At 70.4% G+C, this 13,625-nt stretch carries 13 protein-coding genes and 1 pseudogene; 4 read left to right on the top strand and 10 right to left on the bottom strand.

The features are described 5' to 3' along the window. Positions 1–128: 128 nt before the first annotated feature. Together BLR04_RS02605 and BLR04_RS02600 are read right to left on the bottom strand one after the other, a co-directional pair. Positions 129–1,241 (bottom strand): N5-glutamine methyltransferase family protein, encoded by a 1,113-nt coding sequence (locus BLR04_RS02605; protein WP_218128694.1) that lies wholly within the window; start codon positions 1,239–1,241, stop codon positions 129–131. A 240-nt stretch (positions 1,242–1,481) separates the two neighbouring features. Next, a pseudogene (locus BLR04_RS02600) lies at positions 1,482–1,772 on the bottom strand (ATP-binding protein); the annotation flags it as partial. A 95-nt stretch (positions 1,773–1,867) separates the two neighbouring features. Between BLR04_RS02600 and holA the strand changes: the two are divergent. Beyond that, entirely contained in the window at positions 1,868–2,839 is a 972-nt protein-coding gene (gene holA, locus BLR04_RS02595; RefSeq protein WP_090759536.1) for a DNA polymerase III subunit delta, read from the top strand. Between the two features lie 746 nt (positions 2,840–3,585). On the opposite strand, the gene rpsT is transcribed toward holA, so the two are convergent. Beyond that, complete coding sequence (gene rpsT / locus BLR04_RS02590; protein WP_090759099.1) at positions 3,586–3,855, bottom strand: 30S ribosomal protein S20; 270 nt, start codon at positions 3,853–3,855, stop codon at positions 3,586–3,588. A gap of 151 nt (positions 3,856–4,006) precedes the next feature. Continuing rightward, positions 4,007–5,005 (bottom strand): glycoside hydrolase family 18 protein, encoded by a 999-nt coding sequence (locus BLR04_RS02585; protein ID WP_090759097.1) that lies wholly within the window; start codon positions 5,003–5,005, stop codon positions 4,007–4,009. Between the two features lie 56 nt (positions 5,006–5,061). Between BLR04_RS02585 and lepA the strand changes: the two genes are divergently transcribed. Further along, complete coding sequence (lepA, locus tag BLR04_RS02580; RefSeq protein WP_143021936.1) at positions 5,062–6,891, top strand: translation elongation factor 4; 1,830 nt, start codon at positions 5,062–5,064, stop codon at positions 6,889–6,891. Positions 6,892–6,980: 89 nt separating this feature from the next. Then, positions 6,981–7,475: a GNAT family N-acetyltransferase gene (locus BLR04_RS02575; RefSeq protein ID WP_342672252.1), complete on the top strand. Its 495-nt coding sequence runs from the start codon at positions 6,981–6,983 to the stop codon at positions 7,473–7,475. On the opposite strand, the gene BLR04_RS02570 is transcribed toward BLR04_RS02575, so the two are convergent. From BLR04_RS02570 to ccmA, 3 genes are all read right to left on the bottom strand, one after another. Beyond that, positions 7,472–8,239 (bottom strand): MerR family transcriptional regulator, encoded by a 768-nt coding sequence (locus BLR04_RS02570; RefSeq protein WP_090759091.1) that lies wholly within the window; start codon positions 8,237–8,239, stop codon positions 7,472–7,474. The genes BLR04_RS02575 and BLR04_RS02570 overlap by 4 nt on opposite strands. 74 nt (positions 8,240–8,313) lie before the next feature. Continuing rightward, positions 8,314–9,780: a DUF6297 family protein gene (locus BLR04_RS02565; RefSeq protein WP_090759089.1), complete on the bottom strand. Its 1,467-nt coding sequence runs from the start codon at positions 9,778–9,780 to the stop codon at positions 8,314–8,316. Continuing rightward, positions 9,777–10,400, bottom strand: a complete 624-nt coding sequence (gene ccmA, locus BLR04_RS02560; RefSeq protein ID WP_090759087.1) for a heme ABC exporter ATP-binding protein CcmA — start codon at positions 10,398–10,400, stop codon at positions 9,777–9,779. The genes BLR04_RS02565 and ccmA overlap by 4 nt, the downstream gene beginning before the upstream one ends. A gap of 122 nt (positions 10,401–10,522) precedes the next feature. Here ccmA and BLR04_RS02555 point away from each other — a divergent pair, with 122 nt between their 5' ends. Beyond that, positions 10,523–10,840 carry a hypothetical protein gene (locus BLR04_RS02555; RefSeq protein ID WP_143021935.1) on the top strand — a complete coding sequence of 106 codons (318 nt, stop codon included), beginning with the start codon at positions 10,523–10,525 and terminating at the stop codon, positions 10,838–10,840. Here BLR04_RS02555 and BLR04_RS02550 read toward each other — a convergent pair. The 3 genes from BLR04_RS02550 to BLR04_RS39505 form a co-directional block, all read right to left on the bottom strand. Next, the gene (locus BLR04_RS02550) at positions 10,800–11,462 is read right to left on the bottom strand and encodes a response regulator transcription factor (RefSeq protein ID WP_090759082.1); all 663 of its coding nucleotides are present in this window, start codon (positions 11,460–11,462) and stop codon (positions 10,800–10,802) included. The genes BLR04_RS02555 and BLR04_RS02550 overlap by 41 nt on opposite strands. Positions 11,463–11,535: 73 nt before the next feature. Next, the gene (locus BLR04_RS02545; RefSeq protein WP_245740000.1) at positions 11,536–12,819 is read right to left on the bottom strand and encodes a sensor histidine kinase; all 1,284 of its coding nucleotides are present in this window, start codon (positions 12,817–12,819) and stop codon (positions 11,536–11,538) included. Beyond that, positions 12,819–13,307: a hypothetical protein gene (locus BLR04_RS39505; protein WP_143021933.1), complete on the bottom strand. Its 489-nt coding sequence runs from the start codon at positions 13,305–13,307 to the stop codon at positions 12,819–12,821. Before BLR04_RS39505 ends, BLR04_RS02545 begins: the two co-directional genes overlap by 1 nt. Positions 13,308–13,625: the final 318 nt, after the last annotated feature.

The raw sequence follows: 13,625 nt of genomic DNA, 5'->3' as shown, positions 1-13,625 counted from the left end.
TGGCGCAGATGCCTCCCTCGACGTCGTGATGATGGTCGTCCTTCATAACGGGCCAAGGTGGTTCGGCTGCCAGCCTTCACCTGCAGATGCTCCTCCTTGACCCGTTTTGCGGTGACAGATTCGGCGACTCAGGCCTGGCCGAGCCGCCATAGGGACGTGACCTCGGCGGCGCGGGCCGCGTGGAGAGGGTCAGTCTCATCGAAGGCACGCGGGTGTCTCGGTCGCACCTGCAGCCGGTCAATGACCCGCAGGCCTGCGGTTGCGAAGGCGGACAGAAGCTCGGCCCGGGTCCGCAGCGCGAGATGTTCGGCCAGGTCCGACAGAATCAGCCAGCCCTCTCCGTCCGGCTCCAAGTGCTCGGCGAGGCCGTTGAGGAAGCCGCTCAGCATGCGGCCGCCGGGGTCGTAGACCGCGTGGTCGAGGGGTGAGGCGGGCTTGGCCGGGATCCACGGCGGGTTGCAGACGATGAGTGGCGCGCGGCCGGCCGGGAAGAGGTCGGCGTGTATGACGTCGACCCGGTCGGCCAGTCCCAGCCGTTGCAGGTTCTCGCGGGCGCAGGCCAGGGCGCGCGGGTTGTGATCGGTGGCCACGAGGCGCTCGACGCCCCTGTGAGCGAGGACCGCGGCGAGCACGCCGGTTCCGGTGCCGATGTCGAACGCCCTGGAGCGCGAGACGAGCGGCGCCCGGGCCACCAGGTCCACGTACTCACCGCGGATCGGCGAGAAGACGCCGTAGTGCGGATGGATGCGACCGCCCAGTGCGGGCACGTCGACGCCCCTGTTGCGCCATTCGTGCGCCCCGGCGATGCCCAGCAGCTCGCGTAGTGAGGTCACCGACGGGCCCGCTGCGGGACCGTAGACCTCCGTGCAGGCCTGTCGTATGTCCGGGGCGCGCCGTAGGGGAACGGTGTAGTCGTGATCGAGTGGCACCAGCAGCCTGCCCAGCGTGCGGGCGCGCTGGGAGCGTGCCTGGCGGTGCAGATGGAAGGCCTGCGCCGGCGACGGGACGGGGCCGCGCGGACGGCGTTCGGCGCGCCGTGTCATGGCGCGCAGGAGCTGGCGGGCGTTATAGAAGTCGCCGCGCCACAACAGCGCGGTGCCCTCACAGGCCAGGCGGTAGGCGTCGTCGGCGGCGAAGCGGTCACCGGCGATCACCACGCGGGCGGGTGGCGACGAGCCGTTCTCGGAACGCCAGCGGGCGGACCGGGCTTCGCCGTCTTCGGTCCAGCAGATCTCGAGCACTCAGGCTCCTCATGATTGAACCAATGATGGTCATGAAGAGCACTTCGTCGCGGCAGATCAGCCTGTGGCGGCCTCCCGCGAGGAAGTGCGCGCCGAGGCGTCGCCGAGAACCATGCCGGGCGGTGGGAACGACATGATCAACCTCCTCGTGGATCCTGAAGCCACCTCATACTAGGGCTTGTCGACGACTCGTATGATCGCCCCGGACACGGCCTGGCCGGGAATGCCCCGTGCTGGTCGTCAGCCCGCGACGTGTTGCTCAGCGCGGGCGCGGGTCTGGGCCAGCCGATAGGAGTCGGTGCCGGTCTCGATGATGTTGCCGCCGAAGGTGAGCCGGTCGACGATGGCCGTGCAGAGGCGGGGGTCGGTGAGGGTCTTGGTCCGACCGCCGAAGCTGTCGTTGGAGGCGATGGCGACGCTGTTTTTCTCCTCGCGCTCGGTCAGAACCTGAAACAGCAGCTCAGCGCCGCGCCGGTCAAGTTCCATGTAGCCCAGTTCGTCAATGCAAAGGAGATCGACACGGCCGTAGCGGATGGCATCGGTCACCAGAGGGTCGATGCCCGGGGGAGAAGGCAGCGTCGAGTCCGAGTTCTCGGTTGTCGGTGGGGCGTGGCATGCTGCGTGGCATGGCGGGAACCGATCCAGCACCTGTGACCTTGGTCGTCGGCGATGAGGAGTTGCTGGCCGAGCGGGCCGTGAGCGAGGTCGTCGCGACCGCTCGGGCCGCCGATCCCGCAGCCGACGTGCATGACCTGTTGGGCAACAAGGTGACGGCCGGCGAGCTCGCTCAACTGACCTCGCCGTCGCTCTTCGGCGACCGGTCCGTGGTGGTGGTTCGCTCGGCGCAGGATCTGGCGAAGGACGTCATCACCGAGATCGTGGCGTATGCGAAGCAGCCCTCTGACGACACCGTTCTCGTTCTCGCGCACCCGGGCGGGGTGAAAGGGAAGGCGCTGGTCGACGGTGTGAAGAAGGCCGGGGCCAAGGTGATCACGATCAGCAAGGTCACCAAGGCGGGGGAGCGGCTGGAGTTCGTCAAGGCGGAGTTCCGGCGGGCCGGACGCAAGATCTCCGCAGACGCGGCCCAGGCGTTGCTCGAAGCCGTGGGCAACGACCTGCGCGAGTTGGCGGCGGCCTGCAACCAGTTGGCGTTCGACACCGAAGACAAGACGATCAGCGCGGCGGCGGTGGCCCGCTACCACAAGGGACGCGCCGAGGTCACCGGCTTCAACGTCGCAGACTCGGCCGTCGAAGGCCGGCTGGCCGAGGCCTTGGAGCAGCTGCGGTGGGCGCTCGGCACCGGAGTGGCCCCCGTTCTGCTGGTGAGCGCCCTAGCCACGGGGTTGCGGTCGCTGGCGAAGGTGTCCGGCGCGCCACGCAATCTCCGCGGTCCCCAGCTGGCGAGTCATGTCGGCATGCCGCCGTGGAAGGCAGACCGCGTCAAGCGCCAACTGAACGGCTGGGGCCCTGAAGGCCTCTCGCGGGCGATCCAGGCCGTCGCCGGCGCGGACGAGCAGGTCAAAGGCGGGGGAGCCGATCCGGCCTACGCCCTGGAGCACGCGATCCAGGTCATCGTGGCCAGCCGCACCGGCCGCTGACCCATAAGCCCGACGCCGGTTGCATCCCGCCTCCGGCTCATGAGTCTGGAGCATGGGCTCGCACCCCTTGGGGAGCAGCCGTACGGGTCATCGACGCAAGAGCCCGTCGTCGGCATGTCCCGCCCTGACCCCTCCGTCTTACGGCATATGCCGTAGATCATCTGGTGGGTGGTGTCGGTCGTTGCGGCATGTGCGGCCTCTGACGCCTGCTTCTTCGAGCGTGTGGGTTCAGGTCATGGTGGTGGCCGTAGCGGGCGCTGACACTTCTGTCTGTAGTCGGTCGTGTCCCGCCTGTGACGGCTGCGTTCTGGGGTTCAGGCGATCATGGTGGGTCGTACGGTCCTTGACGCATACCCGCGTCGGCGGGTGCGTTCCGCGCCTGGCCGCTACGGCTTGATGGCTTGGTCCATGTCGGCAGCCTGAGCCAGGTCAGCCGCGGCCGCGGCCGCGGGCCGGACGTGGAACGGGAACGACGAGCCGCCCACCCCCGTGCCGTCCAGCCAGGCGGGGGTGATGCCGAGCGCGCCACAGGCATGGGCAGCGCATAGGCCGGAGTGCGCCACACCGGGCATCGAACGGGCCGGGCCCGGGCGCGTCGCCACCAAGGCGGCCGCCTCTGCGATGCAGACACATACAAGATGCAGACACATACAAAACGCCGCACTCACGAGAAGAGTGCGGCGTTTGTGGAATCGCCCTGGGTGGCGGACGGCTTGCGTCTGCCGGCCGGGTCGATGGTGCCTGGGCTACTTGGCGGCCAGGGCCGCAGCCTGCTTGGCGATCGACGACTTGCGGTTGGCGGCCTGGTTCTTGTGGATGACGCCCTTGCTGACGGCCTTGTCGAGCTGGCGGGCGGCAACCCGCTGCAGCGCTGCGGCCTGCTCGACGTCGCCCTGCTCGGCGGCCTCGCGGAACTTGCGGACGGCAGTCTTCAGAGAGGACTTGACCGCCTTGTTACGCAGACGAGCCTTCTCGTTCTGCCTGTTGCGCTTGATCTGGGACTTGATGTTCGCCACGAAGAAGCCTCGGTGAAAGTCTGGTGATGGATGGGGCGCGCGGGCTCGAGAGAGGGCGCGCCACACGCAGTTGAACAGGTTACCAATAACCCAGACGGCTGCTCAAATCAACGGCCCTGGGCGAATGGATGCTCTGCACAGTGTACGGCTCCTACGGTCGCGTGGTCACCCACTGAGACATGTATTCGTGCCAGTCCTCCTCGGTGGCGGCGAAGTCGACGTACAGGGCGAGTCCGAAGCGCTCGCGGCGGCCGTGCTCGGTGAGGCCCAGGCGGGCGCCCTCCGCCGCGGCCGCCACGCTCTCGGCCGCGTCGGCCCAGGCCACGCCATGATCGTGATAGGCGGGCGCGCCGATGAGCAGCGTCTTGTCCTTCGGTACGAGGTCCAGACCAAGAGCGGTCTGGCGGACGACGTGGCCGCCGTAGAGGGACTGCGTCGGCAGGAAGGAGTCGTACGTCATGACGGCGACCTGGTCGACGCGGGCGACGACCTGGCTGAAGTAGCCCTGGGACCAGTACTTGTCGTGGCCGAGGACGGCCCGCGCGGTGAGGCGCATGCCGGCGTACGGCTCGATCTGCGGGACGGAGGTGGACAGCAGGTCGGTGTGCTGTCGCGTACGGTCGAGCAGGTCGATGAACCCCTCGTCGCCGTCGCCGATGGGTTCGAAGTTGTAGTGGATGCCGTCGTAGCCCTGCGCCATGATGTCGGCGACCCCGGCCAGCACGTTCGTGCGGGCGGCGGGATCGTCCAGGTCGAGGCCGTTCTTGACGGCCTGGCCGAGCCAGGCGGAGACCCGGACATCAGGAAGGTACTTGTCCATCCATCGGATGAAATTTCGAGCGTTGGGGTATTTAGCGGGGTCTAATCGGCCGTCCCACTCGAAAGGGCCCGAGTGGACGTACACGTCCCGAACCCCCGTTTCGCGCAGTCGTACGGCGAGCTTCTCGACGTCGCGCTCCGTGCGGCGGCCGTCGACCCACATGTGCCCCAGCCACAGGGCGTCGTTTCCGGTGCTCATCGCCCACGCCGCCGGTGCACCGGTAAACTGGAGGCGGAGTGCTGCGGCGAGGAGGCCGCTCAGCGCGACCACGACGGCCAAGGCGAGCGCGAGCACACGCAGGCCGCGAAGGATGACGGTTCGGGCAGTCACCCGGGCATGTCACCATGAAAGACTGTTTGACCTCAACCCTGTCGAAACGGACTTCGGTGCGCACTCAGCCTGGCCAGACCGACCCCGCGTTGATCCGCAACTTCTGCATCATCGCGCACATCGACCATGGCAAGTCGACCCTTGCCGACCGGATGCTCCAGATCACCGGAGTGGTCGACGACCGCTCCATGAGGGCTCAGTACCTCGACAGGATGGACATCGAGCGCGAACGCGGCATCACGATCAAGTCGCAGGCCGTGCGCCTGCCGTGGGACGGCCACGTCCTCAACATGATCGACACGCCGGGGCACGTCGACTTCACCTATGAGGTGTCCCGTTCGCTGCAGGCGTGCGAGGGCGCGATCCTGCTGGTCGACGCCGCTCAGGGCATCGAGGCGCAGACGCTGGCCAACCTCTATCTGGCCATGAACGCCGACCTGCACATCATCCCGGTCCTCAACAAGATCGACCTGCCGGCGGCGCAGCCGGAGAAGTTCGCCGAGGAGCTCGCGGGTCTGATCGGCTGCGATCCGTCCGACGTGCTCAAGGTGTCGGGCAAGACCGGCGAGGGCGTGCGCGAGCTGCTCGACCACGTGGTCAACTCGGTGCCGGCGCCCATCGGCAACGCCGACGCGGCCGCCCGGGCGCTGATCTTCGACTCCGTGTACGACACCTACCGCGGCGTGGTGACGTACGTCCGGGTGGTCGACGGGCATCTCGGCAAGCGTGAGCGCATCCTCATGATGTCCACCAACGCCACCCACGAGACGCTGGAGATCGGCGTCATCTCGCCCGAGCCCAAGCCCGCCGACCTCGGCCTCGGCGTGGGCGAGGTGGGCTACCTGATCACCGGCGTGAAGGACGTGCGGCAGTCGCGGGTCGGTGACACCGTCACCTCGGCGGCCAAGTCGGCCACCGACATGCTGGCCGGCTACGAGCACCCCAAGCCGATGGTGTTCTCCGGCCTCTACCCGATCGACGGCGACGAGTACCCCGAACTGCGTGAGGCGCTCGACAAGCTGCAGCTCAACGACGCCGCGCTGGTCTACGAGCCGGAGACCTCGGCCGCGCTCGGCTTCGGGTTCCGCGTGGGCTTCCTCGGGCTGCTGCACATGGAGATCGTGCGCGAGCGCCTCGAGCGCGAGTTCGGCCTGTCGCTGATCTCCACGGCGCCGAACGTGGTCTACCGCGTGGTCATGGAGGACGGTAAGGAGCTCACGGTCACCAACCCGTCCGAGTTCCCCGCGGGCGGCAAGGTCGCGCAGGTGTTCGAGCCGGTCACCAAGTCCACGATCCTGGCGCCGTCCGAGTTCATCGGGGCGATCATGGAGATCTGCCAGGGCCGGCGCGGTCAGTTGCTCGGCATGGACTACCTGTCGGAGGACCGCGTCGAGATCCGCTACACGCTGCCGCTCGGCGAGATCATCTTTGACTTCTTCGACCAGCTCAAGTCGCGCACCCGCGGCTACGCCTCGCTCGACTACGAGCCGGCGGGCGAGCAGGAGGCCGAGCTCGTCAAGGTCGACATCCTGCTGCAGGGCGAGCCGGTCGACGCCTTCAGCGCCATCGTCCACAAGGACAAGGCGTACGCCTACGGTGTCGACATGGCCAAGAAGCTGCGCGAGCTGATCCCGCGGCAGCAGTTCGAGGTGCCGATCCAGGCGGCCATCGGCGCCCGGGTCATCGCCCGCGAGAACATCCGCGCCATCCGCAAGGACGTCCTCGCGAAGTGCTACGGCGGTGACATCTCCCGTAAGCGCAAGCTGCTGGAGAAGCAGAAGGAAGGCAAGAAGCGGATGAAGATGGTCGGCCGGGTCGAGGTGCCGCAGGAGGCCTTCGTCGCCGCGCTGTCCACCGAATCCAGCGCCGACAAGACCAAGAAGTAGCCCGCCTGCCTGGAGGCCGCGCATCGCGGCCTCCAGGGAGGTTTTCCTGCCGCATTTCCAGGTTTGCGCCGCCGGATTACCCTGAAACCATGGAAGTGGTGCATACGGCACGAATGGTCCTATCTCGGGTTACTTGGGACGACCTTGATGCCGTTCACGAGATCCACTCCGACCCGCGGACCAGCGTGTACCACCCCGGCGGCCCAGTGACCGACCTGGAGTCGAGCCGGGCCATGCTCGACCTGTGGCTGGCCGACTGGGACGAGCGCGGCATCGGCTACTGGGCGGTGCGCCTGAAGGAGCACGACCAGGTGATCGGCTTCGGCGGGCTGCGCCGCGCCCTCGTCGACGGCGACGAGGTGCTCAACCTCTACTACCGGTTCCGTCCCTCGGCGTGGGGCCATGGGTACGCCGTGGAACTCGCCGGCGCGGCTCTGCGGGTCGGCAAGGGCCTCGGGCCCGTCGTCGCGGTGATCCGCGACGTCAACGCGCCGTCCCACCGGGTGGCCGAGCGGGCGGGCATGCGCAAGGTCAGGACCATCCCGTACGGCGGGGTGCCGAGCGACCTGTACGTCGCCGGCTAGCTCAGCCGGGCGTTCGCGTACGCGATCATGGCGTCCCGCATGTACACGGCCAGCCCTTCGGCGATGCGCTCGTAGTTCACCCGGAACTGCTCCTCCTCCGCCTGCATCGCGGCAAAGTGCACGTACTGGTCCGCGGTCGGCGTCCACGACTCGGTCAGGTGCCGGTAGTGGACGTCGAGCTCCGCGAGGACCTGCGGGGCGTCGGCGGGCGTGCCGGCCGCCATGTGCTCGGCCATCCGCACCATCCCCGCCGTCGCCTCACGCCCCATCTGCTCCAACTCCTGGGGCGTGCGCCGGGCCAGGAGCTCCTGCTGTCCGCTCTGCTGCCAGTGCTCCGGCCACCGATCGGCGGCCTCGGCCTCGTATCGCGCGTGGTCGAAGCCCTCGAACAGGTTCTCCGGTCTGTTGATCCTCGACATGGTCGTCTTCCCCTCGTTCCGCTGGAGTTCGGCGATGGTGCGCGCCACCATGCGGGCCACGTCGTCCAGCCGGTCACGCTCGGCCAGCAGGCGCCGATGGTGCTCACGCAGCGCCACGACGGGGTCGCTGTGCCGCTCGACGATCTGCTTGATCTCGGCCAGGCCGAGACCCAGTTCACGCAGGACGAGGACCTGCTGCAGGCGCAGCAACTGGTCCTCCTCGTAGTAGCGGTAGCCGTTCGGGCCGACCCGGGCGGGTGGCAGCAGGCCGATCTCGTCGTAGTGGCGCAGCGTCCGGGACGTCACCCCCGACATCCGCGCCACCTGCGCGATCGACCATGCCATGACACGCCCTTCCCATCGCCGAGCCGGTGTTTTCCGGCTCGTTCACGACCGTAGGAGTTGACGTAACGAGAAGGTCAAGAGCGCGATGTCCTGGCCCGCCAGAGATACCCCAGGAGCACCGCCACCCCCGTCACCGCCTGCGCCAGCAGGTACGAGCCCGGCGCGGCGTCCGGTGTCGTGAGCGCCGCGAAGGCGGGCAGGCAGCCCAAGAGCGCCAGGTCGACGCCGGTGCCGGCCCACAGCAGCGGCCCGACGGGGATCGCGCCCCCACCCGTCTCCAGCACCGGCAGGGAGTGGTCGACCGGCCTCCGGCGGGCCATCCGCAGCGCGCCGGCGGCCAGCGCGGGAGCCGCCAGGGGCCCGAACAGCCACCACGTCCCGTCCACAGGGAGCATCAGCAGGGCGGCGGTGGCCCACACGCCGCCCAGCACGGCGGGGAGCACCGCGCGGGCGGCGAGAGCCGGACGCAGCCCCAGACCGAGCAGCCGGGCCAGGGCCGGGTTCCCGGCGTCGCGACGAGCCCCCGACACCGCGGTGGCCGCGACGGCCAGCGCGCCCCCCAGCACGGCGACGGCGGACGCCGTCGGCGAACCACCCGCCTGGACCAGCACCGCGGGCAGCGGGGCCGTCGCGGCGACGACGGCCAGCCGTCCGGGCCGGCGGATCACGCGCAGCCAGTCGGCCCACGCCGGCGCGAGCGGAGCCGCCACGCCGGGCCGCCGCCGCGAGACGAGGGTGCGGGAGCGCCAGTGGTTGTCCTCGGCGATCCAGGTGAACGTGCTCAGATCGAGCCCCACCGTCGCGTCGGCCGCGTACCCGGCCCGCGCGGAGGACGCCACGAGGTCGCGCGCCGGTATGCGGTCGAGCGAGGCCCACGCCCGCCGGGCCAGCAGCCAGGAAACGGCCACGGCCCCCGCGACGGCCGCGGTCACGGCGGCCAGGGGAGCGTGCGCGGCCACGGCCGGCACCGTACGGAGCCGGCCGCTCACGGCCACGACGGCGAGCACCAGCAGCGCGGCCATCGCCCCGCTCAGCCAGATCTGCCACGCGGGGGACGACTGTCCGAGCACGGCCAGCGCCGCCCCGCCCACGGTCGCCGACACGCCGAGGACGAGAGCGGCGAGCACCCGCCACACGAGCTGGTCCGGCGCGCCCAGCACCCCGAGCAGCCCCACCCCCAGCAGCAGGCCCGCCACGAGCGCGACCAGGCCGATCACGAGTGCGCTGCGGCCCAGCAGCTTCCGCCGGTCGAGCGGGGAGAGCAACAGCCAGGCCGCGTCGGCCGGGGACATCAGCACGGGACCCGCCGCGCGGGCGGCCGCGAGGAAACCGGTGAACGCCACCGCCAGCAGCGCCAGCCCCGCGCCCATGCGTACGGGATCGACCGGAGCGTCCAGTGCCGCGAGCACGCCGGAGATCGGCCGTCCGGCCACGGCGGCGAGCATGGCGAGGCCGAACACGGTGACGTAACGGTCGATCGCGCTCGCGGGTCCGTGCGTGCGCGAGCGCAAATAGGCGCGTACGTCCCGAACCTGGGTCATGCGGCCACCCCGGTGGGGGAGACCTGGCGGTTCCGGGCGGTGAGGCCGGGGTCGTGGGTGGCCATGACGACGGTGCCGCCCTCCTTGGCGTACGCGTCGAGCAGGTCGGCCAGGCGGGCGCGGAAAGCGGCGTCGAGCCCGCGTTCCGGCTCGTCGAGCAGCAGGAGCGCGCTCGGCCTCAGCAGCGCGGCGGCCAGCGACAGGCGCTGGCGCTGGCCGGTGGACAGGTTGAGCGGAACGGCGTCGGCGCGTTCGACCAAGGCGAACTCCTCCAGTGCCGCGTCCACCGTCATCCGGGTCGAGGAGTGCACGGCGGCCATCAGTTCGAGGTGCTCGCGTACGGTGAGCGCCGGATACCAGGCCGGCTCGTCGAGCAGCAGCCCCACCCGCCCCCAGAAACGGGCGTCGTCGGAGCGAGGCTCACCGAAGACCCGGATCTCCCCGGACGTGCCGGGATGCAGGCCGGCCACGCAGCGGAGCAGGGTCGACTTGCCCGACCCGTTCTGGCCGACCACGGCCACGATCTCGCCGGGGGAGACCCGCAGGTCCATGCCGCGGAGAACGGGGTTGCCTCCGAGATCGACGGTGAGCCGGCGGATGTCGATGATCGCGTCGTACACCGTTCGAGCGTAGCCAACGGTTCAGGGGCGCTCGCGAGCGCCAGGACCCGCCGTTTCCCCGATTCTGTCGGTGCCGCCGTCTACCTTTTCTTTTCCGAACGCCTGTGCGACTGGAGGATGACGTGATTGCTTCTGAGCGCTTCGAGCGTGCCGCGGTCCTCGGGGTGGCCGTGGCGGAGGAGGCGCGGCGGCTGCTCCGCTTCCACCTGGGCGACGGCGAGGCCGGCGCCGACGGCACGGTGCTGGTCGACGTGCCCTACCCCGACGCCGCGGTGATGACGGCGCTGCTCGACGTGGCCGCCGACTGTTTCGGCGAACGCGGCGGCTCCGTGGAGGAGACGCGGCAGGCGGCCCTGGAGACGTTGTTACAGCTCGCGGGGTTCGACGACGAGTCGCAGCTCAACTCGGGCGGGCCAGGTTATGACGGTAGGCGTACATGACGGCCTGGGCGCGGTCCCGCAGCCGGGCCTTGGCGAAGAGGTTGTTGATGTGGGTCTTGACGGTGGCCTCCGTGACGTGCAGGTGGCCGGCGATCTCAGCGTTCGACAGCCCGTCCGCGATGAGGGCCAGCACCTCGCCCTCGCGCGCGGTCAGCCCGTCGGGCAGGTCGGTGCCGCGCGCGACCGGCACGGCCCTCGCGCGTGTGGGTGCCATGGTCTCCAGGAGGCGGCGCTGCACGGACGGGTCGAGCTGGGCGTCCCCGCGCACGACGGTGGCGATCGCTCGGGCGATGTCGTCGGCGTCCGCGTCCTTGGTGAGGAAACCGCGCGCGCCCGCCCGTAGCGCGGCGAAGACCGACTCGTCGTCCGAGTACGTGGTGAGCACCACGACCTGCACGTCCGGATACGCCGAGCGGATGCGTCCGGTGGCCTCCACGCCGTCCATGTGGGGCATGCGCAGGTCCATGAGCACCACGTCGGGGCGTTCCGACTCGACCAGGCGCAGCGCCGCCTCGCCGTCGCCCGCCGACCCCACCACCTCGATCCCCGGCAGCAGCCCGAGCAGCAGCACCAGCCCTTCCCGCACCACGGCCTGGTCATCGATGACGACGACTCTGCTCACGACGACCTCTCCTGGTGCTCGGCGGGGCGGGCGGCGAGCCGGGGCTCGCCTTCGCGGAAGTGCGGCGCCGTCCTCATGCCGGCACTCGCAGGTGTACGACGAACGAGCCGTCCTGCTCACCGGCCGTCAGGGTGCCGCCGACGAGCTCGGCGCGCTCGCGCATGCCCATCAAGCCGTAGCCGTGGGAGGTGCCGTCGGTGGTCGCGGCGGGGGCCGGGTTGGTGACGCGCAGGTCGCACCACGACCGGTCGCACGACAGCTCGACCGTGACCGGGTTGCCGGGGGCGTGGCGGCGTACGTTCGTGAGCGCTTCCTGGGCGGTGCGGACGAGCGCGAGCTCGGCCTCCGGCGCGAGCCGCCGTTCCGGTGCGTCGACGCGCAGCTCGCAGTCCTGCTGCGTGGCACTCTCGAACTCCTCGGCCAGCGCCCGCAGCGACTCCGGGAGCGGAGGCGGGCTCTCGCGCAGCGCCGACACCGCCCGCCGGGCCTCGTCGAGCCCCGACTTCGCGAGGTCGCGAGCGCGGGTGACCCGGTCGAGCGCCTCGGCGGTTCGCTCCGCGCGCAGCAGCAGCTTGGCGCCCTCCAGGTGGACGAGCTGGGCCGACAGCGAGTGGGCGAGGATGTCGTGGAGCTCCCGGGCGATCCTGGCCCGCTCGGCGAGCACCGCCTCCCGCGCCTCGGCTGCCCGGGCGGCGCTGCGCTGCCTGGCCGCGTAGGAGATCAGGAAGCCCAGGCAGATGCCGAGCATCGCGGCGAGGTACCGGGTGGGCGAGCCGGCGACGACGCCGACCACGAGCAGGCCGCCGGCTGCCACGATCCCGACGGGCACCGACTGACGCAACGGGAAGCGGGCGGCCGCGAGGGCCACGCAGAGGAGCAGGGCCCCGATGGCCGTGTCGTCCTGGCTGAGCCAGATGAGGACGATGGAAAGGATCACTGCCAGGCCGAGCGCGACCAGCGTAAGCGGCACACCGAAGACCGACTGCGCCGCGCGGTCGGGTGTCGGCTGCACCTGCCGGGCCGCGCGGTCGGACGCTGGCTGCGTGGGCTCTGCCGTCGGGGCCGGCGGCTGGTGCAGGTGGTGCGGCGGCTCGGCGGGCTGCGGGCTTTCGACGGTCCCGACGGAGTCGTCGGGGTCGTGGGTCGTGGCCCTGAGGAGTGGTTCGCGGAGCTTGCGCAGTGGCACCCGGACCGCGATGGCGAGGAGGGTGACGGCGAGTGCTCCCGTGACGACGATGATGGCCAGGCGGGGGCCGGTCAGGCCAGGTGCGAGCGCCGCCCGCACCTGGACGATGATCAGCAGCGCGACGACCCCGATCCGGAGCGCGAAGGGGACGATCCTGGCCCGTGCGCGCATCACGACGTAACGGTATCCGATCGGCCGTTCGCCCTGGCAAGGGTGCGCCCGCGGCTGGCGACGAGGTACCCCTGGACGCCGATGGTGAGACCGACGAACACCAGGACGCCGCCGGTCGAGGGGGCCAGCCCGAGCGCCTGCCCGGCGAGGTACAGGCCGACGCGGACCGCGGCCGAGGCCAGCCACGCCACCAGGGTCCAGCTCGTGCCCTTGGCCCAGGCCATGCCCGAGGCGTCCAGCCACATGCGCACCGTCGCCGCCCGCCATGCACCGAGCGCCACAGCGACCAGGGCTTCCACGCCGAACAGGGCGACGCTGAGCGTGGGGTTCAGAGGGTCGACAACGCCACCAGAGGCGATACCGCCCACGAACAGGACACCACCGATGATGAGCACCAGAGGCTTGTTCGCGGGCCGCGTCCGGAACTGGCGGTAGATGACGAAAGCGACGAGGAGGAGGATGAGAAGGGCGGTTTCCGTCGTTTGCATGCGACCGACGCTAGGGACGCGAAGCCCGCACCGGATCGGCCCGCGGGTTGAGACAGCAAATCTCCACCCAGGGGTGGAGCCGCCGAAGCAGCATCGAAGACGCCTGCCGACCGGCCCCCGAGCCCACCCTCAGCGTGACAACCGCCGGGGCCACCGCATGCGACACCCTGCGCCGCTACGACCTCGCCACCGCATGCGACACCTCTGCGCCGCTACGCCTTGCCACCGCACGGGGCAACGCGCGGACCCTCGCCTGACCGGGTCGTGTGGCGTGGGTGTTTCGGGGTGTGGCGTCGCGGTGCGGGATTCGTGTCTGTA

The sequence above is a fragment of the Nonomuraea maritima genome, assembly GCF_900100395.1.
GTDB classification, from domain to species: Bacteria; Actinomycetota; Actinomycetes; order Streptosporangiales; family Streptosporangiaceae; genus Nonomuraea; species Nonomuraea maritima.
Note: the sequence above shows the minus strand (reverse complement) of the source record. Positions and strands in the feature narration are given on the sequence as shown.

Bases quoted from the DNA above. Each gene is read 5' to 3' on its own strand.
- BLR04_RS39505 (WP_143021933.1), bottom strand. From the start codon at position 13,307: ATGCAAACGACGGAAACCGCCCTTCTCATCCTCCTCCTCGTCGCTTTC.
- BLR04_RS02545 (WP_245740000.1), bottom strand. From the start codon at position 12,819: ATGCGCGCACGGGCCAGGATCGTCCCCTTCGCGCTCCGGATCGGGGTC.
- holA (WP_090759536.1), top strand. From the start codon at position 1,868: ATGGCGGGAACCGATCCAGCACCTGTGACCTTGGTCGTCGGCGATGAG.
- BLR04_RS02565 (WP_090759089.1), bottom strand. From the start codon at position 9,780: ATGACCCAGGTTCGGGACGTACGCGCCTATTTGCGCTCGCGCACGCAC.
- BLR04_RS02570 (WP_090759091.1), bottom strand. From the start codon at position 8,239: ATGGCATGGTCGATCGCGCAGGTGGCGCGGATGTCGGGGGTGACGTCC.
- BLR04_RS02575 (WP_342672252.1), top strand. From the start codon at position 6,981: ATGGAAGTGGTGCATACGGCACGAATGGTCCTATCTCGGGTTACTTGG.